The sequence below is a fragment of the Micromonospora sp. NPDC048835 genome (assembly GCF_040649995.1).
GTDB lineage: Bacteria > Actinomycetota > Actinomycetes > Mycobacteriales > Micromonosporaceae > Micromonospora.
Map to the genome: position 1 here is coordinate 189,215 of NZ_JBEZGM010000012.1, position 25,114 is coordinate 214,328.

General features: G+C 72.1%; 24 protein-coding genes. 13 read left to right on the forward strand and 11 right to left on the reverse strand.

Translation table 11 applies throughout. The annotated features are described in order from the left end of the window. Nucleotides 1-22: 22 nt before the first annotated feature. Genes AB0C15_RS17150 through AB0C15_RS17170 form a run of 5 tightly spaced genes read right to left on the reverse strand, consistent with a single transcriptional unit; the run spans nt 23 to nt 4,217 of the window. Nucleotides 23-601 (reverse strand): hypothetical protein, encoded by a 579-nt coding sequence (locus AB0C15_RS17150; protein WP_357352862.1) that lies wholly within the window; start codon nt 599-601, stop codon nt 23-25. 32 nt (nt 602-633) lie between these two features. Then, the gene (locus AB0C15_RS17155) at nt 634-2,025 is read right to left on the reverse strand and encodes a hypothetical protein (protein WP_357352864.1); all 1,392 of its coding nucleotides are present in this window, start codon (nt 2,023-2,025) and stop codon (nt 634-636) included. Further along, a complete protein-coding gene (locus AB0C15_RS17160; protein WP_357352930.1) occupies nt 2,022-2,822 on the reverse strand; it encodes an ABC transporter ATP-binding protein in 801 nt (266 codons plus the stop codon). Before AB0C15_RS17160 ends, AB0C15_RS17155 begins: the two co-directional genes overlap by 4 nt. A 55-nt stretch (nt 2,823-2,877) precedes the next feature. Then, nucleotides 2,878-3,669: a hypothetical protein gene (locus tag AB0C15_RS17165; protein ID WP_357352866.1), complete on the reverse strand. Its 792-nt coding sequence runs from the start codon at nt 3,667-3,669 to the stop codon at nt 2,878-2,880. Next, nucleotides 3,666-4,217 (reverse strand): sigma-70 family RNA polymerase sigma factor, encoded by a 552-nt coding sequence (locus AB0C15_RS17170; protein ID WP_357352868.1) that lies wholly within the window; start codon nt 4,215-4,217, stop codon nt 3,666-3,668. The genes AB0C15_RS17165 and AB0C15_RS17170 overlap by 4 nt, the downstream gene beginning before the upstream one ends. Before the next feature lie 229 nt (nt 4,218-4,446). Here AB0C15_RS17170 and AB0C15_RS17175 point away from each other — a divergent pair, with 229 nt between their 5' ends. Further along, a complete protein-coding gene (locus AB0C15_RS17175; protein ID WP_357352870.1) occupies nt 4,447-5,739 on the forward strand; it encodes a multidrug effflux MFS transporter in 1,293 nt (430 codons plus the stop codon). A gap of 49 nt (nt 5,740-5,788) precedes the next feature. On the opposite strand, the gene AB0C15_RS17180 is transcribed toward AB0C15_RS17175, so the two are convergent. Further along, nucleotides 5,789-6,466, reverse strand: coding sequence for a hypothetical protein (locus AB0C15_RS17180; RefSeq protein ID WP_357352872.1), 678 nt, complete (start codon nt 6,464-6,466; stop codon nt 5,789-5,791). A gap of 23 nt (nt 6,467-6,489) precedes the next feature. Here AB0C15_RS17180 and AB0C15_RS17185 point away from each other — a divergent pair, with 23 nt between their 5' ends. Next, on the forward strand, nt 6,490-7,008 hold the full coding sequence (locus tag AB0C15_RS17185; protein WP_357352874.1) for a hotdog domain-containing protein: 519 nt from the start codon (nt 6,490-6,492) through the stop codon (nt 7,006-7,008). 143 nt (nt 7,009-7,151) lie between these two features. Beyond that, entirely contained in the window at nt 7,152-9,161 is a 2,010-nt protein-coding gene (locus AB0C15_RS17190) for an acetoacetate--CoA ligase (protein ID WP_357352876.1), read from the forward strand. Between the two features lie 256 nt (nt 9,162-9,417). On the opposite strand, the gene AB0C15_RS17195 is transcribed toward AB0C15_RS17190, so the two are convergent. After that, a complete protein-coding gene (locus tag AB0C15_RS17195; protein WP_357352878.1) occupies nt 9,418-10,107 on the reverse strand; it encodes a TIGR03089 family protein in 690 nt (229 codons plus the stop codon). A gap of 154 nt (nt 10,108-10,261) precedes the next feature. On the opposite strand from AB0C15_RS17195, the gene AB0C15_RS17200 reads away from it, so the two are divergent. Together AB0C15_RS17200 and AB0C15_RS17205 are read left to right on the forward strand one after the other, a co-directional pair. Then, a complete protein-coding gene (locus tag AB0C15_RS17200; protein WP_357352880.1) occupies nt 10,262-11,407 on the forward strand; it encodes a glycosyltransferase family 1 protein in 1,146 nt (381 codons plus the stop codon). Nucleotides 11,408-11,470: 63 nt separating this feature from the next. Then, nucleotides 11,471-12,562, forward strand: a complete 1,092-nt coding sequence (locus AB0C15_RS17205; RefSeq protein ID WP_357352882.1) for a sugar phosphate nucleotidyltransferase — start codon at nt 11,471-11,473, stop codon at nt 12,560-12,562. On the opposite strand, the gene AB0C15_RS17210 is transcribed toward AB0C15_RS17205, so the two are convergent. Further along, the gene (locus tag AB0C15_RS17210; RefSeq protein ID WP_357352932.1) at nt 12,531-13,067 is read right to left on the reverse strand and encodes an NUDIX domain-containing protein; all 537 of its coding nucleotides are present in this window, start codon (nt 13,065-13,067) and stop codon (nt 12,531-12,533) included. The two genes, AB0C15_RS17205 and AB0C15_RS17210, sit on opposite strands and share 32 nt — an antisense overlap. Nucleotides 13,068-13,495: 428 nt before the next feature. Here AB0C15_RS17210 and AB0C15_RS17215 point away from each other — a divergent pair, with 428 nt between their 5' ends. Then, a complete protein-coding gene (locus AB0C15_RS17215) occupies nt 13,496-14,488 on the forward strand; it encodes a winged helix-turn-helix domain-containing protein (protein WP_357352884.1) in 993 nt (330 codons plus the stop codon). Nucleotides 14,489-14,566: 78 nt separating this feature from the next. Here the strand turns inward: AB0C15_RS17215 and AB0C15_RS17220 are convergent, their stop codons facing one another. Together AB0C15_RS17220 and cofD are read right to left on the reverse strand one after the other, a co-directional pair. After that, nucleotides 14,567-15,652, reverse strand: a complete 1,086-nt coding sequence (locus AB0C15_RS17220) for a coenzyme F420-0:L-glutamate ligase (RefSeq protein WP_357352886.1) — start codon at nt 15,650-15,652, stop codon at nt 14,567-14,569. Continuing rightward, entirely contained in the window at nt 15,649-16,596 is a 948-nt protein-coding gene (gene cofD / locus AB0C15_RS17225) for a 2-phospho-L-lactate transferase (RefSeq protein ID WP_357352888.1), read from the reverse strand. The genes AB0C15_RS17220 and cofD overlap by 4 nt, the downstream gene beginning before the upstream one ends. 97 nt (nt 16,597-16,693) lie before the next feature. On the opposite strand from cofD, the gene AB0C15_RS17230 reads away from it, so the two are divergent. From AB0C15_RS17230 to AB0C15_RS17255, 6 genes are all read left to right on the forward strand, one after another. Continuing rightward, nucleotides 16,694-17,785 (forward strand): hypothetical protein, encoded by a 1,092-nt coding sequence (locus AB0C15_RS17230; protein ID WP_357352890.1) that lies wholly within the window; start codon nt 16,694-16,696, stop codon nt 17,783-17,785. A gap of 362 nt (nt 17,786-18,147) precedes the next feature. After that, nucleotides 18,148-20,691 carry a bifunctional FO biosynthesis protein CofGH gene (locus AB0C15_RS17235; RefSeq protein WP_357352892.1) on the forward strand — a complete coding sequence of 848 codons (2,544 nt, stop codon included), beginning with the start codon at nt 18,148-18,150 and terminating at the stop codon, nt 20,689-20,691. 162 nt (nt 20,692-20,853) lie between these two features. Next, nucleotides 20,854-21,132: a hypothetical protein gene (locus AB0C15_RS17240; RefSeq protein WP_357352894.1), complete on the forward strand. Its 279-nt coding sequence runs from the start codon at nt 20,854-20,856 to the stop codon at nt 21,130-21,132. A 51-nt stretch (nt 21,133-21,183) separates the two neighbouring features. Continuing rightward, nucleotides 21,184-22,578 (forward strand): DUF4331 domain-containing protein, encoded by a 1,395-nt coding sequence (locus tag AB0C15_RS17245; protein ID WP_357352896.1) that lies wholly within the window; start codon nt 21,184-21,186, stop codon nt 22,576-22,578. 20 nt (nt 22,579-22,598) lie between these two features. Beyond that, nucleotides 22,599-22,928 carry a phospholipase gene (locus tag AB0C15_RS17250; RefSeq protein WP_357352898.1) on the forward strand — a complete coding sequence of 110 codons (330 nt, stop codon included), beginning with the start codon at nt 22,599-22,601 and terminating at the stop codon, nt 22,926-22,928. Between the two features lie 458 nt (nt 22,929-23,386). Continuing rightward, nucleotides 23,387-23,644, forward strand: coding sequence for a WhiB family transcriptional regulator (locus AB0C15_RS17255; protein ID WP_088986255.1), 258 nt, complete (start codon nt 23,387-23,389; stop codon nt 23,642-23,644). A 286-nt stretch (nt 23,645-23,930) separates the two neighbouring features. On the opposite strand, the gene AB0C15_RS17260 is transcribed toward AB0C15_RS17255, so the two are convergent. Beyond that, nucleotides 23,931-24,380: a metallopeptidase family protein gene (locus tag AB0C15_RS17260; RefSeq protein ID WP_074316962.1), complete on the reverse strand. Its 450-nt coding sequence runs from the start codon at nt 24,378-24,380 to the stop codon at nt 23,931-23,933. Between the two features lie 153 nt (nt 24,381-24,533). Between AB0C15_RS17260 and AB0C15_RS17265 the strand changes: the two genes are divergently transcribed. Then, a complete protein-coding gene (locus AB0C15_RS17265; protein ID WP_357352900.1) occupies nt 24,534-24,902 on the forward strand; it encodes a DUF3499 domain-containing protein in 369 nt (122 codons plus the stop codon). Nucleotides 24,903-25,114 lie beyond the last annotated feature (212 nt).

Consider the following 25,114-nt stretch of genomic DNA (forward strand, 5'->3'; position numbering starts at 1 on the left):
CCCCGCGCCGCGCGGCGGTCTGTCACCGATCGGAGGTCGTCTCGGTGGCGGGTCGCCGCGGGCCGCCGCGCAGGGCGTACGTCAGCAGACCGGTCGCCGCCAGCACGATGGCGCAGGTGGTGGCGGCGGGGGTGTGGACGGGCTGGACCAGCCAACTGGCGACCTGCACCCGCACGTCGGTGCTCGGCCCCAGGAACGGCAGGACCGCGACGAGGGTCCAGGTGAGCGGGGCGATCCAGGACAGCGCCGCGCCGAACAGGGCGGTGCCGAGCGCGGTCAGCCCGAGCAGGCCGGCCGTGTTGCGCAGCACCAGGGCGAGCGGCTCGTAGCGCGCGTCGGTGAGCGTGCTGAGCGACAGCAGGGCGATGATCACCACGGCGGCGAGCAGCAGGTGCCCGGCGCGGCGCACCGGCCAGTTGATCGCCGTGGTGTGCTCGAGCGCGTCGTCGGCGCCGTTGAGGGTGGTGCCGACCGCGACCACCGCGACCATGATGGCGAGGCTGGCCGTCCGGGCGTTGATCGTCGTCGAGTCGGTGTAGGCGAGCGACAGCGCCCACACCAGTGCGACCATCACGATCGCGGTGCCCAGGGCCAGCGGCACCCGCCGGGAGCGTAGGTGAAGCTGAAGCCACCTCACGGCTTCTCCTGAGGCAGCAGCGCCAACAGGGGTTCGGTCCGGCAGTCCAGTGCCGCCTCGCGCGCCGCTGCCATCCGACGTCGCTGTTCGGCCTCGGGCAGGCTCACCAGGCTCTGGTAGGCGCGCTGCGCCCGTTCGGCCTCCGCGCGATCCCACCAGGACTCCAGGGTTGGCGGTTCGTCACTCAGCCAGGCGGCGGCGACCATCCGGGCGAGAGGCTCGTCGTCAGGCGTCGACCTCTCGCCGCACTCCTGCTCCCACACGGCCCGGAGCAGGGAGGGCCGGAAGTCCCCGTCGGACAGGTCGGCGCCTCCGGTTCGATCGATCGAGGGGGCTTCGAAGACGAGCGTGTCACCGCTGTGCCGGGGCGGTGCCGGGTCGGGTGTGAGTCGTGCCCAGTAGGGGACCTGTTGCGTCTCCGCCGCCCGGACCGGAGCGTTCGGCAGCTTCGCCGCAAGCACGGCAAGTGCCTCGCGGGCCGGGCCGACGACGTCGGGCAGCACTCCGGCGTGCGCCCGGGTCACGCAGACCTGCCGACCGTTGTTGTCGCAGACCAGCTCGATGGCGACCGGGTCGACCACGGCCGCGCCGCGGGCCCCGCCCACCGGCAGCAGCGGTACGGCGACCGCCGCGCCGAGCAGCGCGGGCAGCACGGCGAGCGCGACGGCCCGCCGCCGGACCGCGCCGAGCAGCAGCAACCCGGTGGCCGCGAGCGACACCAGCCACACCAGCTGGAGCACGCTGACCCGGTTGGTGATCGTCTGGAAGTCGTCCACGCCGCCGCTGAAGGTCGGGATGAGCAGCACCGCCGACGGTTCGGGCCGGAACCGGGCGAGAGTCGACGTGGTGTCAGCCATCATGACCAGATCCGGAACCAGCCCCACCAGGGCGACACCGACAACGGCGAGGATGGGCGCGGTGATCAGCCGGGGTACGGCCCGGCCGGCGGCCATGCCCAGCCAGGCCCCGGCGACAAGCGCCGGGACGCCGACCACGGTCACCACGATGGCGGCGACCGGGAAGTACCCCGACGTCCGCACCACCCATCCGGCCGCGATGACAAACACCAGGAGGTACGCGATCACCACCGAGGCCGCGAGAGCCACCGCGCCCGGGCCGACGCGTTGCCAGCGTGGCCGGACGGTGCTGGCGAACAGCTCGTCGACCCGGTGTCGCGCGTCCCGCCGCCCCAGCCACGCCCCACCGGCGAGCGTGAGTGGCAGCAACACCATCAGCATGGTCCGCGTGGTGAGGGCCAGTTGCATCCACCGCCCGGCGAAGAAGTTGGTGCCCGTGAGCAGCAACGTCGTGCCGGTCACCAGCAGCAGCAGCGCGGTGGGCACCGCCGCCGAGCGGCGTAGCTCGATGCGCAGGATCCGCCCCGTCATGCCGACACCCGCTTACGGTGGGCGCGCAGCAGCGACGAGTAGCCGCGCTCGGTGGCGCTGTCCCCGGCGTCGTCGGCGCCGCCCTGCTCGGCGAGCTCACCGCTGGTGCCCTGCCATACCAACCGGCCCTCGCTGACCAGCACCACGTCGGTGCAGGCCACCGTGACGTCCTCGACCAGATGGGTGGAGACGAGCACGCAGCTGTCCAGGCCGATCTCGCGCAGCAGTTCGCGGAAGTCGAGGCGCTGTTCCGGGTCCAGGCCGACCGTCGGCTCGTCGAGCAGGAGCACCTCCGGGTCGTTGACGATCGCCTGGGCGATGCCGGCGCGACGCAGCATCCCGCCGGACAACGTCTTCATCCGGGAGTCGGCGCGGTCCGTCAGACCAACCCGGTCGACGGCCCGCTGCACCGCACCGGGAATCGTCGCCTTCGGCATCTCCTTGAGCCAGGCCATGTACTCGACGAACTCCCGGACCGTGAAGCGCGGATAGAAGCCGAAGTGCTGCGGCAGGTAGCCCAGGTTCCGGCGTACCCGCCGCAGGTCCGCGCCGGCGCTGACGTCCTCGCCGAGCAGGGTCAGTCGGCCACCGACCGGCTTCACCACCGTGGCGAGGGCCCGCATCAGCGTCGTCTTGCCGGCGCCGTTGGGGCCGAGCAGCCCGTGCACGCCGGTGCCCAACCGCAGGTCGAGGCCGTCGACGGCCACCTTCCGGCCGGCCCGGACCTGGAGGGCCTCGGCGTGCACGGCCCACGGATAGGTGGTCGGCGCGGTCTCCGCCACGCTTATCGTCCGCATCATGATCTCTCCGTTTCCGATGGCGTCGTTCGAGGTCGTGCGGGGCCCTGCCCGGTCAGTGCCGACGCTCCCGGACGCCCTGACGGGTGACCCGCACGAGCACCACGGCCGTCAGGGTCGCGGTGACAGCCGCCCAGCCGAGCGAGCTGCCGTCGGTGAGGATCGCCGGGAGGTGCCTCCCGGCGAGGCTGGGTGCCACGACCCCCGCGCACCAGGCGACGGTCAGCCCGAGTGCCGCCCGGTCGACGCCCACCAGGCCACCGAGCGCCAACGCCCCGGCGGTGAGGCCCAGCGCCGGCAACAACCACAGGCCGGGGGAGTGGGCGGTGCCCCAGCCGGCGACCGCGAGGACGGGGATGACCGTCACCAGGACCGCGAGCGTCCGGCGCAGCAGGAGCGACAGACCGGTGCGAGGCATGGTGGCCGTCAGCTCCCACGCCGGGTCGACGTGCCTGCTCCAGACGGCGGCCACCGGGAGCAGCGGCACCACCGGAGCCATCAACAGCACCAGCGAGGGCAGGCTGTCGAAGGTGCTCTCGAACACGACCGCCGCCAGCAGCAGACCGGCCGCGGTGCCCAGCCAGGGCAGGAGCCGCCCGACGACACCCGTACGCAGGAACCGCCGCCGAGGGGCCGGGCGTGGCCCGGTGGCGATCGCGACGGCGAGGCCGCTCGCGACCCGGTCCAGAAGGTCCCTCGTGCCCGGGTCGGTGATGTCGGTGAGCAGCGCTCGGCAGGTGGCGCAGGTCTCCAGGTGCGCCTCGACCGCCCAGATGGTCGTGTCGTCGACGCCGGCGTCGGCGGCCGCGTACTGGGAGATGACCGTGGGTGTCGGGTGAGTGGTCATGACAGCGCCTCCCGTAGGGCGATTCGGGCCCGTCGGGCGCGGGTCTTCACGGTCCCCTCCGGCATGCCGAGCAGCACCGCGGTCTCCCGCGCGGTCAGACCGTCGAGGACCATCGAGCGCAGCACCTGACGGAGTTCCGCTGGCAACGCGTGCAGCGCGCGCTCCAGATTGGCGTCCAACCCGCCAGCCAACGCCTCGTCCTCGGCGGCCGGGGCCACCGTCTCGAAGGTCTGCACCGACGGGATCCGCTCCCGTCGGGCCCGGTGGCGGAACGCGTCGATCAACCGGTGGGCGGCGATCGTCCACAACCAGCCGACCGCGCTGCCGGAGGTGGCGGCGTGCGCCTGGCTGCCGGCCGAACGCCAGACCGCCAGGTACGTCTCCTGGAGCACCTCGGCGACCACGTCCTCGTCCGCGCAGCGGCGGCGCAGCCGCGCGGTCAACCACGGGGCGGTACGCCGGTACAGCACGTCGAACGCGCGCCGGTCGCCCCGAGCGACGCGGCGAAGGAGTTCACCCTCGTCGAGCCCGTCCAAACGTCGTCTCACACCAGGCAAGACGACGCGTACCCCTGCCGCGGTTCTGCGTAGGCTGTGACGCCGATCACAAGTTCGCGGACGGGATGCGTCGGGGTGACTCCCCACACACCGGGAACGTCACACGCGGCCGAGGTGTTGGCGACCGACAGAACCACCCTTGGATCATCGCCCACCCGGCCACCCCCACCACGACCCCCCGCCTCGTCATGACGACGCGCCAGCTTCCAGAGAGATCGAGATGATGAAGCAGTTGGTGGAAAAGACCGGACACGATTCCGCCGCCGCCCAGGAGGTGCTGCCCGGCGACCTGATGACGAACCGTCAGCGGGCGCAGCTCGTCCTCGTGCTTGGCGCCCTGATCGCGATCGGGCCGCTGACCATCGACATGTACCTGCCCGCGCTACCCGCCATCACGGCCGGCCTGCAGACCACCGAGACCGCCGTGCAGTTGACGCTTACCGGCACGCTCGTCGGTCTCGCGTTGGGCCAGTTGCTGATCGGGCCGCTCTCCGACGTGGTCGGACGGCGGGTGCCGCTGCTGGCCGGGCTGGCCGCGCACATCGTGGCCTCCGTGCTGTGCGTCTTCGCACCCGACATCGCGGTGCTCGGTGGGCTGCGCGTACTGCAGGGGCTCGGCGTCGCGGCGGCCACAGTGGTCGCGACGGCAGTGGTCCGCGACCTGTTCAGCGGTGCCTCCTTCGCCCGCATCTTCTCCCGACTGATGCTCGTCATGGGGCTGGCACCCATCCTCGCCCCGACGCTCGGCAGCGGCCTGCTGAGCTGGACCGACTGGCGCGGTGTCTTCGCGGCGCTCGCGGTGCTCGGCGCGCTGCTGATCGTCGTGGCAGCGTTCCGGCTCCCGGAGACCCTGCCGGTGGCGCGGCGGCGGCACGGTGGGGTGAGCGCCACCCTGCGCGACTACCGGGGGTTGCTCAACGACCGGGCGTTCGTCGGCCTGGTGCTGGTCGCCGGATTGGCGATGGCGGCCCTGTTCGCGTACGTCTCGGGTTCGTCGTTCGTGCTCCAGCAGGAGTACGGCCTCGACGAGCAGCAGTTCGGCATCGCCTTCGGGGCCGGCGCGGTCGGCCTGATCGGGGCCACCCAGTTCAACGTGCGGTTGCTGCGCCGATACACCCCGCAGCAGATCCTGGTCAGCGCCCTGGTCGCCGGAACGGCGGCTGGTCTGCTGCTGGTCATGTTCGCGGCGACCGGCTTCGGTGGCCTGGGCACCCTGCTCGCGTCACTGTGGCTGGTCCTGGCCGCCGCGGGCCTCGCCCTGCCGAACGCGCCGGCCCTGGCCATGAGCCGACACAGCGAGGCTGCCGGCACCGCCGCGGCGCTGCTCGGCGCGGTGCAGTTCGGCATCGGTGCGCTGTCGGCACCACTGGCCGGTCTGTTCGGCACCGGGAGCGTACCGATGGCGATCGTCATCGCGGGCGGCATGGCCGCCGCGCTTGTCGTCATGCTCGTTGTCGTGCCCCGTGCCAGCCTCGGCGCGGTCGAGGGGGACCTGGCGGTCGCGCTGCACTGACCCGGAAGAGACGAGAGGGGCGGGCCGGTCCACCGGCCCGCCCCGACGATCAGCGGATCTCGGTGGTGGTGTCGTCCTCGTTGCGCGGCTGGCCGCGCGGTGGGGCGGACCAGGGTGACTCGCCACCCACCCGGCGAGGCAACGGTTCGGTGGGCGTCGAGTCGGCCGGGTAACCCAGAGTGAGGGGCGCGGTGTCGCGCTCCGCGGGCGCGGGGGCCGGCCAGTCGGTCAACGTGAAGTCGTCGTTGCGGGGGCCTCCGTCAGACGCGGGGGCGGGTGCCGGGGCCGGCTCGACCGCACGGTTCGGCCACTGCCGCCACCGCTGTTGGCTGAAGGTCGCCATCAGCAGCAGGAGGCCGACCAGGAAGAGCGTGCCGTTCTCCACGGGCAGCCGCAGCGGCAACGGGTCGCCGAACACCTTCCACTCGTGCGGGATCGCGTCGCGCACGGAGAAGGGTGCCACGAACATCCCGACGTACGGGGTGACCAGCAACGCCCCGGCCGCCAGCGGGCCCAGCGGCGAGAAGCGCAGCGTGCCGAGCAGGCCCAGCAGGACACCGCCGACACCGAGGTACACAGCCGGCTCGATCAGGTTGGCGGTGTTGAACGTGCCGATCTCCACCCAGCGGTCGACCGTCCGGCTCGACCCGTCCTGCCCCAGTGTGACCAGCACCCAGGTGATGGGCGCCACCACCAGCCCGGCGAGGAAGCTCCAGAGATGTCGCATCCGCGCACCGTACCGTTTTCGTCATGACTGAGCACCTCTCCGCCGCTCCCGTCGGCAAGCCGACGTCGTACTCGCGCGTCACTCTCAGCAAGATCATGACGGCGGTGGACGTCAACCTCTACGGCACCGTGCACGGCGGGGTTCTGATGAAGTTCGTGGACGACGTGGCCGGGGCCGCCGCCGCCCGACACAGCGGCGGAACCGCGGTGACCGCGGCGATCGACGAGATCGTCTTCTCCGAGGCGGTCCGGGTCGGCGACCTCGTGCACGCGCACGCCCAGGTCAACTGGACCGGCCAGACCTCGATGGAGGTGGGCGTGCGGGTGGTCGCCGAACGGTGGGACTCGGCCGAGGACGCGCCGGTGCGGGTGGCCACGGCGTACCTGGTCTTTGTCGGTGTGGACGTCGGCGGAGCGCCGCGGGCGGTCCGCCCGGTGCTGCCGGAGACGGCGGAGGACGAGCGCCGCTACAAGGAGGCGGAGATCCGCCGAGCGCACCGCCTCGCCCGCCGCCGTGCCATCCAGGCCCACCGGGCGGGCTGACCCACATGAGGTGGCGGGTTGGAGTGTGGGACGGGCACGCGTCGGTCGGCCTACCCGGTGCGCAGAATGGCGCTTCGAGGTAGGGCAAGATGGCGCCACGGCCCAGTCACAGTGTCGTGACGGGCCAGGGGGAGGGTGGAGCAGTGGGTGACATGCTGTGGGCGCCGCCGGCGGACGTACGCGAGCGGTCCCGGATCGGTGCCTACCTGCGCTGGCTGTCGGAGCACCGCGGGTTGGACTTCGCCGACTACGACGCGCTGTGGCGCTGGTCCACCACCGACCTGGACGGGTTCTGGCGCTCGATCTGGGACCACTTCGAGGTGATCGCGCACACCCCGCCGGCCGCCACGCTGGCCGAGCGGGGGATGCCCGGCGCCCGCTGGTTCCCCGGCGCCACCCTCAACTACGCGGAGAACGTGCTGCGGATGCCGGGTCGGGCCGACGACGACCCGGTGGTGATCTCCCACGGGCAGACCCGCCCGCCGGTCACGCTCACCGCCGCCGAGCTGCGCGAGCAGGTCCGCCGGGTGTCGGCCGGGCTGCGCCGGCTCGGCGTCACCGCCGGTGACCGAGTGGCGGCGTACGCCCCGAACATCACCGAGACGTACGTGCTGCTGCTTGCCACCGCCGGCCTCGGCGCGATCTTCTCGTCCTGTGCGCCCGAGTTCGGCACCCGCAGTGTCACCGACAGGTGGCAGCAGATCGAGCCGACCGTGCTCGTCGCGGTGGACGGCTACCGGTACGGCGACAGGCCGGTGGACCGGCGCGCCGAGGTCGCCGCGATCCGGGCCGCCCTGCCGTCGCTGCGCCACACCGTCAGCATCGGCTACCTCGACCCGACCGGCCCCGCGCCGGACGGCGCGCTGAGCTGGGAGGATCTGGCCGCGCCCACCGACGAGCCGTTGACCTTCACGCCGGTGCCGTTCGACCACCCGCTCTACGTGCTCTACTCCTCGGGGACCACCGGGCTGCCGAAGGCGATCGTGCACGGCCACGGCGGCATCCTGCTGGAGCACCTGAAGATGCTCGCCCTGCACCACGACCTTGGCCCGGCCGACAGGTTCTTCTGGTTCACCACCACCGGGTGGATGATGTGGAACTTCCTGGTCTCCGGCCCGGCGGTTGGCGCGGCCATCGTGCTCTTCGACGGCAACCCTGCGGTCCGGGCGGAGCCCGGCCAGCCGGCTGAACCTGACCTCGGCGGGCTGTGGCGGCTGGCGGCGGAGACCGGCACCACGTACTTCGGTACCTCCGCGCCGTACCTGCTGGCCTGCCGCAAGGCCGGGTTGATCCCCCGGGAGGTCGCCGACCTGTCGGCGCTGCGCGGCGTGGGTTCCACCGGGGCGCCGCTGCCCGCCGAGGGCTTCCGCTGGGTGTACGAGACCGTCGGCGACCGCCTCCAGCTCCAGTCGCTCTCCGGTGGCACCGACGTGTGCACCGGGTTCGTCGGCGGAGTGCCGCTGCTGCCGGTCCACGCCGGTGAGATCGCCTGCCGGGCGTTGGGCGCCAAGGTGGAGGCACGCTCCGCCGACGGCACGCCGGTCATCGGCGAGCTGGGCGAGTTGGTGATCACCGAGCCGATGCCGAGCATGCCGGTCGGCTTCTGGAACGACCCGGACGGCACCCGCTACTCCGAGGCGTACTTCGACGTCTACCCGGGTGTCTGGCGGCACGGCGACTGGATCACCATCAACGAGCGAGGTGGTTGCGTGATCACCGGGCGCTCCGACGCCACCCTCAACCGCGGCGGGGTACGGCTCGGCACCGCCGAGTTCTACTCGGTGGTCGAGGGGCTCGACGAGGTGCTCGACTCGGTCGTCGTCCACCTGGAGGACGGCGAGGGCGGTGCCGGTGAGCTGCTGCTCTTCGTGGTGCTGGCCGAGGGGCTGGAGTTGGACGACCCGATGCGCACGAAGATCTGCCGGGAACTGCGGACGGCGCTCTCCCCACGGCACGTGCCCGACGAGATCCATCAGGTGCGTGCGGTGCCGCGTACCCTCTCGGCCAAGAAGCTGGAGGTGCCGGTCAAGAAGATCCTCACCGGCACCCCGGTCGACCAGGCCGCAGCCAAGGGCGCCCTGGCCAACCCCGAGTCACTGACCGCCTTCGCCGCCCTGGCCCAGCGCCGCCCTCCGACCGGTACGCGCGTCTGACATCTCCACCTCCCGTCGTGACGACGTGGCCGCACCCGCGGTGGAATTTCCCTTTGCTCTGCTGCCGCCGAAGCGCCACTTCGCGGGTGGCGGGTGGTGGGTGGCGCGTTGGCGGCAGCAGAGCAAAGGCTGAGTCGGCGGGTGGCGGGTGGTGGGTGGCGCGTTGGCGGCAGCAGAGCAAAGGCTGAGGCGGCGCCTCATCGGCCCTCTGGCGGGACGCGATCACCTTGGACATCCCCAGCGCACCGCGACCGCACTACCGGAGGGAGTGCGTGACCTTCTCCGCGGTCAACCTGCCGTCCAGGCGGGCGGGGTCCTGGTTGGCGCAGAGGACCACCGTGGCGGCTCGGGTCAGCGGGGCCAGCAACCAATCGACCGGGTCGGGGTGCCGGTCGGCGTCGACGAGGATCCGCGCGCCCGGATCGATGCCCAACTCGGTCGCGCGGGCCTCGGCCCGGGCCAGCAGGTGCGCGTCGGCAGGGCCGGGGCCGGACTGTGGCGTGAAGTGGTCGCCGTGTCCGCGTACCTCGACGACGTAGTCGGCGAACCCGGGCGGCACCTGCCGAAGCGGGGCGGCGAGCGGGGCCAGCCCGAGTGCGTACCGCTCGTCGGCGGACCAGGACTGCGCCTCGTCGAACTGGTCGGCGGCGGCGAAGAGCACTCCCACGTCGCCCGGCGTGTCGACAACGCTGAGCTTGGCCGACCAGCAGCCCAGCAGCACCGCCGCGGTCTGCCAGTGCGGCGGCAGCAGCACGCCGGCCGGAGTGCCCGGGGCGAGGCCCACCTCGTCGACGAGGAGGTTGGCGGTCTTCGACACCCAGTTCGCCAGGGTGACGCCGGACAGTTCGGTGCGGTCACCGCTGGCGTCGTCGTACCAGGTGAGCAGCGGTCTGGTCGGGTCGGTCGCGATCGCGTCGGCGAAGACCCGGGCAATATTGTCGGCCATCGGCGCGAACGATACGCCCCCGCCGGCCGTACTCGATGGCGATGACAAGTCGGCGTACCGTCGGGTCGCAGTCAGCGCCGCCCCCACGCTCCGGCGTAGGCTTGGGCCCCGGAGTGTTTTTCCCCACAACCCCGCCAGTGCAAGGAGTCGCCCCGTGACCGCCGGTCGCCCGCCCCGCGTGCTCATCGACGCCACGAGTGTCCCCGCCGACCGTGGTGGCGTCGGTCGCTACGTCGACGGTCTGCTCGGTGCCCTCGGCAAGGTGTGCGGGTCGGGGGTGGAGCTGGCGGTGGTCAGCCTCCGCACCGACCTGGAGCGTTACACCCGGATGCTGCCCGGCGCGGAGATCATCCCCGCTCCGGCCGCCGTGGCCCATCGCCCGGCCCGGCTCGCCTGGGAGCAGACCGGCCTGCCACTGCTCGCCCAGCAGGTCGGCGCGCAGGTGCTGCACTCGCCGTTCTACACCTGCCCGCTGCGGGCCGGCTGCCCGGTCACGGTCACCGTGCACGACGCGACGTTCTTCACCGAGCCGGAGCACTACGACAAGTCCCGCCGCACGTTCTTCCGCAGCGCCATCAAGACCTCGCTGCGCCGCGCCGACCGGGTGATCGTGCCCAGCAAGGCCACCCGGGACGAGCTGATCCGGCTCCTCGACGCCGACCCGACGCGGATCGACGTGGCCTACCACGGTGTCGACCAGGCAGCCTTCCACGCTCCCACCGAGGAGGAGAAGGCCCGCGTCCGTGCCCGGCTGGGGCTCGGCAACAGCAGCTACGTCGCGTTCCTCGGGGCCAAGGAGCCGCGCAAGAACGTACCCAATCTGATTCGTGGGTGGGCCCGGGCGGTGGCCGACCGGTCCGACCCTCCGGCCCTGGTCATCGCCGGTGGGCAGGGGCACGACGACGACATCGACCGGGCGGTGGCGGAGGTTCCGTCGCACCTGCGGCTGCTGCGTCCCGGCTACCTGCGCTACGCCGACCTCCCCGGTTTCCTCGGTGGGGCCCTGGTCGCCGCGTACCCGTCCTACGGCGAGGGGTTCGGGCTGCCGATCCTGGAGGCGATGGCGTGCGCCGCCCCGGTGCTGACCACGCCCCGGCTCTCGCTGCCCGAGGTGGGCGGCGACGCCGTCGCGTACACCTCGGAGGACCCGGAGCAGATCGCCACCGACCTGGCCGCCCTGCTCGACGACGAGCAGCGGCGGTTGTCGCTGGCGAAGGCGGGCTTCGACCGGGCCAAGGAGTTCACCTGGGGGTCCAGCGCCGAGGTGCACATCGCCGCGTGGAGTCGCGCCCGCGCCTGACCCTCCGGGTCGCTGCCGGTGACCCGGGCCACTCCCGGCAGGTACGTCGGGCATGATGTGCGGATGCTCTATGCGGTCATTCCGGCAGGTGGCAGCGGCACGAGGTTGTGGCCGTTGTCCCGCGCCGGCCATCCCAAGTTCCTCCACCCGCTGACCGGCACCAGCGCCTCGCTACTCCAGGCGACTGTGGAACGGCTCGCGCCGCTGACCACACCGGATCGAACCCTTGTGGTCACCGGGGCCGCGCACGTCACGGCTGTGGCACGGCAGCTGACCGTGCTGCCGGAGGAGAACATCCTGGTCGAGCCCTCCCCACGGGACTCCTGCGCGGCGATCGCGTTGGCCGCGGCGGTGATCGCGACCCGCGACCCGAACGCGGTGATGGGCAGCTTCGCCGCCGACCACCTGATCCGCGACCCGGACAGCTGGGTCTGCACCGTCCAGGAGGCGGTCCGGGGTGCCGAGCAGGGCATGCTGATGACCGTCGGGATCACCCCGACCCGCGCGGAGACCGGCTACGGCTACCTGGAGACCGGCGATCCGACCGAGGGTGTGCCGTGGCGGCCGGTGGCCGAGTTCAAGGAGAAGCCGGGCGCCGAGGTCGCCGAGGCGTACGTCCGTTCGGGCCGGCACCTGTGGAACGCGAGCATGTTCGTGTGGCGGGTGGACGTCTTCCTCGCCGAACTGGCCCGCCAGCAGCCGGCGCTGCACGCCGGCGTCGCCGCGATCGCCGCTGCCTGGGGCACTCCGGAGCAGGACGAGGTCCTGGGCGCGATCTGGCCGACCCTGCCGAAGATCTCCGTCGACTACGCGGTGATGGAGGGTGCGGCCACGGCGGGTCGCGTCGCGACGGTGCCGGGCGACTTCGGCTGGAACGACGTCGGTGACTTCCACACCCTCGGCGACGTGCTGCCGGCCGACGAGGCGAACAACGTGGTGCTCGGCACGGAGGCCAAGCCGGGTGTGCTGCTGCGCGACAGCAGCAACCTCGTGGTCGTCCCGCAGTCGGGTCGGTTGGTGGCCGTCCTCGGTCTGCGCGACCTGATCGTGGTGGACACCCCGGACGCGGTGCTGGTCTGCCCGCGCGACCGGGCGCAGGACGTCAAGGTCCTGGTCGACGAGCTCAAGAGGCGAGGCGAAGAGGCTTACGTCTGAGGGCTGCGAGGGCCGGTGCGACAAGCTGTACGGTTCCACCGGCCAACGGCTCGGGCAGTTGGTCCGGTGGGAACCAGCCCAGCGCCTCGGCTTCGTCGCTGACCTGCTCCACCGCCGAGGGCGGGGCGAGCACGGCGAACCGGATGTCGTGGTGCGCCGAGCCGCCCTGGCACTGCACCTGGTGCACGTCCAGGTCGATCGGCACCGGGTCGATGCGCAGGCCGGCGATCCCGGACTCCTCGGTGGCCTCACGGAGCGCGGCGGCGACCACCGTCTGGTCGGTCGGTTCGCAGTGCCCGCCGAGCTGCACCCAGCGCCCGAACTTGCCGTGCAGGCAGAGCAGCACCCGGGAGCCGGTGGAGTCCAGCACCAACGCGCTGGCGGTGATGTGCCCTGGGCGGTGTTGCCGGCTCATCGCGACCGGGCCGGCGGCGAGCAGCGCGAGGGTCCGCTCCCGCGCACTGGCCGCGTCCGGGCTGGTGGGCTGCCAGCCCTCGAGCAACATGGTCGCGTCGGCGTGCAGCGTCGCGTACGCCTCGGGGTCGGTCGGGTGGGGGATCGGTCCGGTGATCACGGTGTCGGGCACCCCGCCACTGTACGAGTGTGTGCTCCGGGCGCTCGCCCACCACGACGGCTGGATGTGCGTCTTCGGCTCGACGGGTGGGGGCGGGATGACCGGACGGCACCTCCGCGGAGCAAGGGCCGCAGACCCTCGTGGTGCCGTCCGATCACCGGGGCCTCCCCGGTCCCGGTGCCCCCGGCCGCACAGGCGTTCGAGACGCGCGGCGCCGTGTTCGGGCATGGGAAGCATGCCGAACGGGAACGGGGGGCGTCGAGGTTTTTCAGCCCAGACTTAAAGATGGAGATTACTGCCGGCCAGGTACAGTCGAACGGTCATCCGGCACCCCCCTGCCGGCGACACGGGAGCGCTCCATGCTGAAGATCCACTTTTCTGGGGAGGACATCCTCCGGACCCGGGTGGCGCCAGCGGCCGACCCGGTCTGGGAGCTGGTCCTCAGCCTGCACGTGCTGCGCGGCCGCACCCGTGACCCGTTGACGGCCAACTGGCGACGCAGCGTTGCCCGGGATCTGCGCCAGGACGCCTCCTCCGAGCAACTCCGTCTGCTCTTCGCCCTGAGCCCGCCGCGCGGCTACTTCCCCGACTTCCTCACTCCGTACGCGAGCGTCGAGGGCTTCGAGGCCGGGCTGGACGCGCTCCGCCGTACGCCCGCCGAGTTGCTGCACCGTGACCTGAGCGTGCTTGCCGCCGAGAACCAACTGCCCTCCTCGGCGGCCGCGCTGGCCCGGGGCGAGGTGGCGGTGCTGCACCACCTGGCCGAGTCGATGGAGCAGTACCGATCGTTGGCGATCAGCCCGTACTGGAGTCGGATCCAGGCAGCGGTGGCGGCGGACCGCGCGCGACGGGCGCGGGCGCTGCTCGACGGCGGTGTCGAGGGTCTGCTCACCAGCCTCCGTCCGGCGATGCGGTGGGACAGCGGGGTGCTGGAGGTCCGCAACTACCCGCACAGCCGGGAGCTGCACCTCGACGGCCGAGGGCTGCTGCTGGTGCCGTCGTTCTTCTGCGCGGCCACTCCGGTCGCGCTGCTCGACCCGGCGCTACCACCGGTGCTCGTCTACCCGGTGGATCGGCTCGGCGCGCTGGTGTCCGCCGATGCCGGCGCCGCGTCCGGTGCCGGCCGCGACTCACTCGCCGCGCTGTTGGGCCGCACCAGGGCGGCGGTCCTGGAGGCCAGCGACGAGGGCTGCACCACAGGTGAGGTCGCCCGCCAGCTCAACATCTCACCGGCGGCGGCGAGCCAGCACGCCACCGTGCTGCGCAACGCTGGCCTGCTGGTCAGCCACCGGGAACGCAACAGCGTGCTGCACACGCTGACCCCGTTGGGCCGGGCCATGCTCGACGCGTGACCCGGCCGTCCGGCGCACAGCGCTCGTCGGCCCGCGTGCCGTGACCCGCCCGACTCGAAGGGCGAGCGCCCGCCCGGGTTACAGGGCGAGGGCGGCGCTCGCCGGGCTGCCCGGTGGTGGCGGCAGCAGGGTCGATCCGACGCCCTCGGCGGCCAGGGCGACGCGCAGCCGGTGCAGGTCGGCACCGAAGCGGACCAGACCGATCGGTTCGACGGGAGCCGGGGCCGAGCCGAGCAGCAGGTCGGCGCCGTCCGGCCAGCCGGGCATCTCGGCGACCAGGCCGGCGCGTACCTCGGCTTCGTCGATCAGGGTGAAGACGGTGCCGGGGGCGACCACCCCGGCGACCGCGTCGATCGCCCGCCGTACCGCGGTCAGGTCGGCCGGTGTCGGGCCGGGACCGTCGGCCAGGGTGGCGGCGTCGACGAGCCCGGCGGCGCGGGCCTCGGCGGTACCGAGTGAGAACAGGTCCTGTGCCGCGTCGCGGACCAACACCCGCGCGCCACCGGTGTCGTCCGGGTCGGTGGCGGGCAGGTAGCCCCGCACCACCGCGACGGGGACCTGGTCGCACTTGCCCTTGATCAGCTCGCCGGCACCCGCCAGCTCGTCCACCACGGCCATCTGGGTCAACTGCAACTCGTTGCCGTACGGGTCGATCTCACCCCGGTGGTCACGGATGGCGGGCATCCCGGCCACACCGAGCGCCACGTCGGTGAGCCCGTTGCGCCACGGCCGACCCATCGTGTCGCTGACGATCACCGCCACGTCCAGGTCGTAGCGCTCCCGCAGCGCGTCGCGCAGAGCCCGCGCCGAGGCGTCCGGGTCGACCGGCAGCAACACCAGTTGGGTCTTGTCCACGTTCGACGCGTCGATCCCCGCCGAGGCCATCACGAAGCCGTGATGGGTCTGCACGATCCGGGTCGCCCCCCGGCTGGCCACCACCCGCGCGGTCTCACCGGCGAGAACCTCGTCCCGTGCGGCCAGCCGTTCCGGCCCGTCCGCAGGTACGTCGACAAGCCGCCCCTCCGCCTTCGAGACGATCTTGCTGGTCACCACCAGCACGTCCCCGTTGCGCAACCACGGCGCGGCGGTCGCGATCACCGCGGCCAGGTCGTCACCCTCGGTCACGTGACCGATGCCGAGCACCGGCAGAATCTCCAGCCTCACGTCAACTCCACCGCGGCGCGGACCATTGCCGCCGTCGCCGCCTCGTCGGTCATCCGCAGCGGCACCGCGCGGACCGTCACCTCGGGCACCACCGTGCCCGCGTCCTCCTCGGCCACCAGCCAACCGTCGAGCAGGCCGCCGCTGGCCCGGCCGCCGTAGAGGCGACCCACACCCGCCGCGCTGCACTCGACGCCGAGCACCGCCAGACAACGATCGGCCATCCCCCGGACCGGCGCGCCGCCGATGATCGGGGAGACGCCCACCACCGGTGCCGGGCCGTCCGCCACGGCCGCACGCAGCCCGGGTACGGCCAGCACCGGCGCCACACTCACCACCGGGTTGCTCGGCGCGATCAACACCAGGTCGGCCGAGGCGACGGCGTCCAGCACTCCCGGTGCCGGCTTCGCCGACTCCGCGCCGACGAACACGAAACGGTGCGTCGCGATGTCGGCCCGGTACCGCACCCACCACTCCTGGAAGTGGATCGCCCGCTGCCCCTGGTCGTCCTCCACCACGGCGTGGGTCTCCAGCCGGTCGTCCGTTGCCGGCAACAGGCGTACGCCCGGCTCCCAGCGGCTGGCGAGCGCCTCGGTCACCGCGCTCAACGGGTAACCACCGTTGAGCATGGTGCTGCGGACCAGATGGGTGGCGATGTCCTTGTCGCCGAGACCGAACCAGGTCGGCTCCGCCCCGTACGCGGCCAACTCCTGCTTGACCGTCCAGCTCTCGCCGACCCGACCCCAGCCCCGTTCCGGGTCGGCGCCCCCGCCGAGCGTGTACATGACGCTGTCCAGGTCGGGGCAGATCTTCAACCCGTGCAACCACAGGTCGTCGCCGACGTTGACCACGGCGGTCACCTCCGCGCCGACAGCACGGGCGTACGCCCGGACCCCGAGCAGGAAGCGGGCGCCGCCGATGCCGCCGGCCAGAACCACGATGCGCATGTCGACCATCCTCGCGCACGTGACGCCTCCGATCCGTGGCTGGCCCGGGAGACTAGGCTCACGTGCGCCCTGTCCGTTCAGCCCCGAGGGGGAGCTCGTGACCAGCCCCGCCGAGCCCGCGTCCTCCAATGCGACGCAGGCCCGCCAGCTCACCAAGCCACTACGTGAGCTCGCCGCGCTCGCGCTGCTCGGTGCCAACGCCGTGTTCCTGTTCGTGGGACTGCTCCGGCTGATCACCCCGGACGGCTCCTCCACGGGTCGTGCCGGCGCCGCCTTCGACACGTTCATCGGGGTGGAGGCCGTGAGCCTCCCGCTGCTGGCGGTGCTGCTGGCCACGCACATCTCGCCGGTGCTGCCGAAGGCCAAGCTGATCACGCAGACAGCTCTCATCGAGTACGCGGTGAGCGCCGTCTTCGGCACGCTGACCACGCTGATCTGGACGGTGGGCCGGCTGGCCGAGGCCGAGGTGCTCGACGCGCTGCTCGGTGTGCTCACCCGGTTCGCCTGGATGGTGATCTTTGCGATCGCCGCCTGGGCGGTCTACACCATCTGGCGCGCCCATTACTACGTGCCGCGACCCAAGCCCCAACCTGGCGTGTACGGCCAGCCCGGCCAGGCCCCGTCGGGCTGGCCGCAGCAGCAGGGCGGATGGCCGGCCCCGGGTCAGCCCGGAGGCCAGCCGCAGGGCGGGTGGCCCACTCCCGGCCAGCCCGGCGGCTACCCGCAGGCCGGTCAACCGGTTGGTTACCCGCACGCCGGCCAGTACGGCCAGCAGTCACCGCCGTTCCAGGCCCCGCAGTCCGCCCCGCCGCACCCGCAGTCGGCCTCGCCGCACCCGCAGTCCGCGCCGCCGTTCCCGCAGTCGGCCTCGCCGCACCCGCAGTCCGCGCCGCCGTTCCCGCAGTCGGCCTCGCCGCACCCGCAGTCCGCGCCGCCGCACCCGCAGTCGGCCTCGCCGCACCCGCAGTCGGCGCCCCCGGCGAACCCCACTCCCCAGTCGACGCCACCGTCCCCGGCCGCGCCGTCCCCGGCCGCGCCGCCGTTCGGGCAGCCACCGTCGGCCGACCCCACCCAGGCGATCCCGCGCCAGTCTGCGGACCCGACCGAGGTCATCTCCCACCCCACCGACCCGGACAACGACCGCACCCAACACATCAAGCCGAACGACCACCCCGACCAGCCCCGCTAACCCGAAGCCTGCCCCGCTGCCCCGCTGCCCCGCGGCGATCTTGCACTTTCGGTGGTCGAAACAAAACATATGTCCCCTAAGTCGGGACACAAACTGCAAGATCGCGAACCACGGCCGCCTCGGCTCCGTCGATCATGGAGTTATGATGCCGGATTCACGCCTTACGAGGCGCTTTGTCACCCACCACAACTCCTTGATCGGCGGGGCGGGGCGCGGGCGGGGCGGGGCCGGGCGGGGCGGGGCGCGGGCGGGGCGGGGCGGGGCCGGGTATCGGAGTGAAGCGCGGTGGGGGCGGGGCGTGATGGGCCACGGGCGTGGTGGGGACTGGTTTGGTGTTGTCGCGCTGCGCATAGGGTGAGTGGATGGTTGATCGCACCCATCCGGTTCCGAGCGATGCGAGCGTGCGGCGGGCCCTGGGCCGGGCCGCGAACGGGCGGGCGCTTGATGTCGACGAGGCGACCGCGCTGCTGTCCGCTCGCGGTGCCGCGCTCGACGAGTTGCTCCACATCGCCGGTGGGGTCCGCGACGCGGGGCTGCGGGACGCCGGGCGGCCGGGCGTGGTCACGTACTCCAAGAAGGTTTTCATCCCGCTGACCCGGCTCTGTCGGGACCGCTGCCACTACTGCACCTTCGCCACCGTGCCGCACCGGCTGCCTGCGCCGTTCCTGGATCGCGACGAGGTCCTCGCGATCGCCCGGGCCGGTGCCGCGCAGGGCTGCAAGGAGGCGCTGTTCACTCTGGGTGACCGGCCGGAGGAGCGCTGGCCGGCGGCCCGGACCTGGTTGGACGAGCGCGGGTACGACTCGACCCTGGACTACCTGCGCGCCTGCGCGGTCGCGGTGCTTGAGGAGACCGGTCTGCTGCCGCACCTCAACCCGGGGGTGCTGTCCTGGTCGGAGTTGCAGCGACTCAAGCCGGTCGCGCCGAGCATGGGGATGATGCTGGAGACGACTGCGACCCGGCTCTGGTCGGAGCCGGGTGGCCCGCACTTCGGGTCACCGGACAAGGAGCCGGCGGTCCGGTTGCGGGTGCTCGAGGACGCGGGCCGGGTCGGGGTGCCGTTCACCACAGGCATCCTGATCGGCATCGGGGAGACCCCGGCGGAACGGGTGGACGCGCTGTTCGCGATCCGCCGCGCCCACCGGGAGTACGGGCACCTCCAGGAGGTGATCGTGCAGAACTTCCGGGCCAAGCCGGACACGGCGATGCGCGGCATGCCCGACGCGGAGTTGCACGACCTGGCCGCCACGGTGGCGGTGGCCCGGTTGCTGCTCGGCCCGAAGGCCCGGATCCAGGCCCCGCCGAACCTCATCGCCGGCGAGTACGAGCTGCTGCTGCGCGCCGGCATCGACGACTGGGGTGGCGTTTCCCCGCTCACCCCCGACCACGTCAACCCGGAGCGCCCCTGGCCGCAGATCGAGGAGTTGGCCCGGCACACCGAGTTGGCCGGGTTCACGCTGCGGGAGCGGTTGACGATCTACCCGGAGTACGTGCGCGCGGGCGACCCGTGGCTCGACCCACGGCTGCTGCCGCACGTGAGCGCGCTGGCCGACCCGGGCACCGGCATGGCGGTCGAATCCACAATTCCGCAGGGCCGCCCCTGGCAGGAGCCGGAGGAGGTGTTCGGCGGGCGGGTGGACCTGCACGCCACAATCGACACCACCGGCCGGACCGACGACCGGCGTGGCGACTTCGACAGCGTCTACGGTGACTGGTCCGAGGTGGCCGGCAAGGTCACGCCCGAGGCGGAGGCCCGCCGTAACGGCGTACCTCTGGCACCGGCCGGAAGTGGCGCGGACCGTGACCTGACGGCGGGGTTGCGGCTCGCCGCCGACGACCCGGCGGCGTTGCTCGACCCCCGGCACACCGATGCCGCGCTGGCGTTGTTCGGCGCGGACGGGTCGGCGCTCGACGAGTTGTGCCGGCTCGCCGACGACGTGCGCCGCGACGCGGTCGGCGACGATGTCACCTACGTGGTCAACCGCAACATCAACTTCAGCAACGTCTGCTACGTGGGCTGCCGTTTCTGTGCCTTTGCGCAGCGGGAGCGGGACGCCGACGCGTACCGGCTCTCGGTCGAGCAGGTGGCGGACCGGGCCGAGCAGGCGTGGGCGGCCGGTGCCAGCGAGGTGTGCCTCCAGGGCGGCATCGACCCGAAGATGCCGGTCACCGGGTACGCCGACATCGTGCGCGCCATCAAGGCCCGGGTGCCCGAGATGCACGTGCACGCGTTCTCGCCTATGGAGATCGTCACCGCCGCCGCGAAGGCCGGGGTGCCGATTCGTGACTGGTTGCTCCAGCTGCGCGAGGCCGGGCTGGACACCATCCCCGGCACCGCCGCCGAGATCCTCGACGACGACGTGCGCTGGGTGCTGACCAAGGGCAAACTTCCGGCCGCCGCCTGGGTCGAGGTGGTGAGCACCGCCCACGAGCTGGGCATCCGGTCCAGCTCCACGATGATGTACGGCCACGTCGACCACCCCGGGCAGTGGCTTGCGCACTTCCGGGTGCTGGCCGGGGTGCAGGACCGCACCGGTGGGTTCACCGAGTTCGTGGCGCTGCCCTTCGTGCACACGAATGCTCCGATCTATCTGGCGGGTATCGCCCGACCCGGGCCGACCTGGCGGGAGAACCGGGTGGTGCACGCCATGTCCCGGTTGCTGTTGCACGGCCGGATCGACAACATCCAGTGCTCCTGGGTGAAGCTCGGCGACGAGGGCACCGTCGCGATGCTCCAGGGTGGCTGCAACGACCTCGGCGGCACGCTGATGGAGGAGACGATCTCCCGGATGGCCGGCTCCGACAACGGGTCGGCGCGTACCGAGGAGCAGTTGCGGGCCATCGCGAAGGCCGCCGGTCGTCCGGCGCGCAAGCGGTCGACTGCGTACGGTCACGCCCGGCCCTGACGTCGAACCTTTCCCCGCCGCCGGCCGTACCACGCGATGCCGGTGGCGGTCGCGGCGAGGACCGCCGCCGGTGTCCCCTCAGGGGCCCGGCGGCGTCGCGAGACGGCACCGGACCCGTCCGTCTCCGCGGGCGCGTTCGCGCCACCGCCGGAAAGGTTGCCCATGACCAGTGATCAGCGGAAGCGGCAGTGGCCGCGACTGACCCGCCGGCAGACGTTGACCGCCGCGGCAAGCGCCACCCTCGGCGCCGCCGCGCTCACCGTGCCCGGCCTGTCGGCCGCGCAGAACGCCCCCGGCGCGTCCGGGCGGGCCGACGAACCCATCGTCGTGCACCTGCGTGACGCCGACTCCGGAACGATGGACGTCTTCGTCGGTGAGACCCGGATCGAGGTACGCGACCGCGGCCTGGCGGACCGGCTGCGGCGCGCCGCCCGGCGCTGACCCGACACCCCGCTCCGCCATCCTGTCCCCGCCCAGTGAGGTTGGTCCGTCATGTCTTCCCACCGCGAGGCCCCGGAGATCGCCAAGGATCCGGTCGCCGACAGCTCCGACCTGTACGCGTTCGTCAGCCCCGACAAGCGCGACACGGTCACGTTGATCGCCAACTACGTGCCGTTGCAGCTCCCCTCCGGGGGACCGAACTTCTTCGAGTTCGGCGACGACGTGCGGTACGAGATCCATATCGACAACGACGGCGACGGTCGTCCGGATGTCACCTATCGGTTCGAGTTCACCACCGAGATCACGAACCCGAACAGCTTTCTCTACAACACCGGGCCGATCGACTCGCTCGACAGCAAGAACTGGAACCGGCGGCAGTTCTACAGCCTGACCCGGGTGGCCGACGGCCGCGAGCACCGGCTGGCGCACAAGCTGCAGTGCCCCCCGTGCAACGTCGGCCCGCTGTCCACCCCGAAGTACGCCGAGCTGGTGCGGCAGGCCACCTACTCGCTCTCCACCGGGGAGCGGGTCTTCGCCGGGCAGCGCGCCGACGGGTTCTTCGTCGACCTCGGTGCGATCTTCGATCTGGGCACGCTGCGGCCGTTCCAGCAGCTGCACGTCGCCGGAAAGAAGATCTTCAAGGCCGAGGGGGAGCCGGTCAACGCCACCGACCGGATGAACGTGCACAGCATCGCGGTGCAGGTGCCGCTGGAGCGGGTGCGTCGGCGCGCCAACCGCTACGGTGCCGCCGACCGCGCCTCGGTGATCGGGGTGTGGACGTCGGCGTCGCGCCGCCAGGTGCGGGTGCTCGGCGACCGGGGTGGGGCGGACACCTCCACCGGCCCGTTCACCCAGGTCTCGCGGCTGGGTAATCCCCTGTTCAACGAGGTCATCGTGCCGATGTCCAAGAAGGACCAGTGGAACACGCTGCCGCCGTCGGAGGACAAGCGGTTCGCCAAGTTCGTCGAGCAGCCGGAGCTGGCCGCGTTGCTGCCCGCGCTCTACCCGGACGTCTTCCCGAACCTCGACAAGCTCACCAAGGCGAAGAAGGCCCGCGCCGACCTGGTGGCGATCCTGCTCACCGGCGTACCGGCCGGGCTGATCGACGGCTTCACCAACACCACCGGCGACGTGCAGGCCGACATGCTGCGACTGAACACCGCGATCCCGCCGTCCAGGAGCCCGGACCGGTTCGGGGTGCTCGGTGGTGACCTGGCCGGGTACCCGAACGGCCGGCGGGTCGGTGACGACGTGGTCAGCATCGCGTTGCGGGCGATCGCCGGGGTGACCGTCCCACTCGTGGACAAGACGTTCCGACCGGACGCGGCGGCCGCCGCGGTCACCCCGGGGCTGAGCGCCGCCGATGTGACCGCGCCGTTCCTCGGAAAATTCCCCTATCTGGGTACGCCGTACGACGGGTTCAACAACCCGCCGGCGGCGTCCTGACCGGGACGGAGAGCGAGCGGATGCACGAGCACGCCTACGGGCCGTCGGAGACTGGGAGTGTCGTCCTCGATCTGGGCGGCGACACCGGTGCCCTGATCGTCTACACGGGTCGCGACCTGCACGGTCGGGAGATCGAGATCAGTCGTGACGGTGACCGGCGGGTCCACTCGGCGGTACGCGAACGTCTGGTGCGCGACGGCTCGTTCCACAGTGCGGTCTACCCCGATCTGCCGAGCGGGATTTATACCGTCTGGTGGGACGATCGTACGCCCGCCGGCACCATCTCTGTCCATGGTGGAGCGATAGCCGAGTTTGCCTGGCCGAGCAGTGGTTTTGGGGTCGCTGGCTGACCTCGACACCTCGTTCTCACCGCCACGCCCCGTCCACAATGTGGACGGGGCGTGAGTGCTGTCCGCAGCTTGACGGGCAGTCTGCGCCGCGCCGCGTTAACCTGTCCCCCACCAAGATCAGCTTAAGGGTGGGGATGTCTGTCACGCCCCGGGCGGCGAGCCGTCCGGGAAGCGCCACGGCAGAAAAGTCGGGCAACTCGCCGGAGAGGGCGTTACTCGGCCGGGGTCTGAATCGATAGGGCAGGTTGCGAGGCTGGTCGGCCCGAGTGGCCGACCGGGGGTGTCGGGAGGGCGACTCCATTATCAAGTTTGGCTTGACGGCGCACGCATTACACGCGTGTAATTTGAATGGGGTTGTTCGCGCGGAACGCAACAAAACGGGACCGGACGGACAAGCACGCCTTTCGCGTGGGGGGTTGCAGCGGCGATGACGCCGGTGCGCGACAAGGAGGCAATTGATGGACGGCCAGCTTGAGGTGGCCGACCTGCTCGGAAACGCGCCGGAGTGGCAGGAGCGGGCGTTGTGCTCGCAGACCGACCCCGAGGCGTTCTTTCCCGAGAAGGGCGGTTCGACCCGCGAGGCGAAGAGGATCTGTGGGCGCTGCGAGGTCAAGACCGAGTGCCTCGAATACGCGCTGGGTCACGACGAGCGGTTCGGTATCTGGGGTGGGCTCTCCGAGCGGGAGCGGCGCAAGTTGAAGCGGCGGGCCGCCTGAGCGGTGTGCGGTCGAGGCGGCGGGGGCCGCCCGACTCGCGCCGCTCGGCAGCCTGACCGAGTCGGTCCAGCGCGCGGGGGTGCGCTAGGTCTGGCTCGTTGCGGGGGGCCGTTCGGCCTGGCACGCGGGGTGCGCTCGGTCTGGCTCGTTGCCGGGGGACCGTTCAGCCTGGCACGCGGGGTGCGCTCGGCCTTGCTTGCGGGGGTGTGCGCTCGGTCTGGCTCGTGGGGTGTGCTCGGCCTGCTTGCTGGGGTGGTGTGCTCGGCCTTGCCTGCGGGGGGATCGCTCAGGCCAGCTCGTCGGGGTCGACCCCCAGGAGGTTCGCCACCTGTTCGATGATCACGTCATGGACGAGATCGGCGAGGTCCTCACGGTCCATGGCCCGGAACTCCAGGGGCCGTCGGTACAGCACGATCCGCGGCGGCACCTCCTGCCGGCCCGGCCGGCCGGGCAGCAAGCGGGCCAGCGGGACCTCGCCGTCCTCCAGCACGTCGGAGTCGTAGACGTTCAAATCCGGCGGGACGTCCTCGACCGCGAACTCGACACCCGCCAACTCCTTGGCGAACCGACGCTCCAGCGTCTCGACGGTGTCCAGGACCAGGTCGTCGAAGACCTCGGCCTTGGTCCGCGCCAACGGCACGGTGGCCGGCACCAGCCGCCCGCGCAGGCCGCGTCCGTGGCGGTCGCGGTGCGCACGCCGGCCGGAGCCGGGGCGGCGGTGTTCCGGGCTGGTCATGAAGCAAAGGGTAGCGCCCGCGTCGGGCCGGTCAGCGGCAGCGCCGTTCCCGTGGCGCGGCGCGTCCAGGACGGTCGACTGTGATCACCATGACGGGCGTGTCGCAACGCGAAGCGGTGCGCCGGACCCGGTAATGGAGATACCCTGCCGCACGTGAGGTCACCACGGCGCTGCTCCCGTAACGGCTGCCCCCGGCAAGCGGTCGCCACATTGACCTATGTCTACAACGAGTCGACAGCGGTGGTGGGGCCGCTGGCCGCGTTCGCCGAGCCGCACACGTACGACCTGTGCGAGCCGCACGCCCGCAGCCTGACCGCGCCACGGGGCTGGGACGTCGTCCGGCACGAGGGCGAGTTCGAGCCCCCGCCGCCCACCACCGACGACCTGGTCGCACTCGCTGAAGCGGTCCGTGAAGCTGCCCGCCCGGCCCCCCGCCCCCCGGAGCCGGACCAGCACCACCCGGAGAACCCCCACCAGACCGGCCGCCGAGGCCACCTCCGGGTAATCCCCCCCAACCACTAACAGCCCCGCCCCAACGCCGCCGCCCCCTGGCCCAGCCCGCCGCCCCCGCCCCGCCCCGCCCCGCCCCATCCCCATCCCCACCCCCACCCCCTCCGGCGCACCCGCCCGCAGGTGTTGATCAAGACGTTTCGGTCACCGATCGGCGTGTTCTTGACGCAAACCTCTTGATCAACATCGTCGGGGGCGGGGGCGGGGGCGGGGGCGGGGGTGGG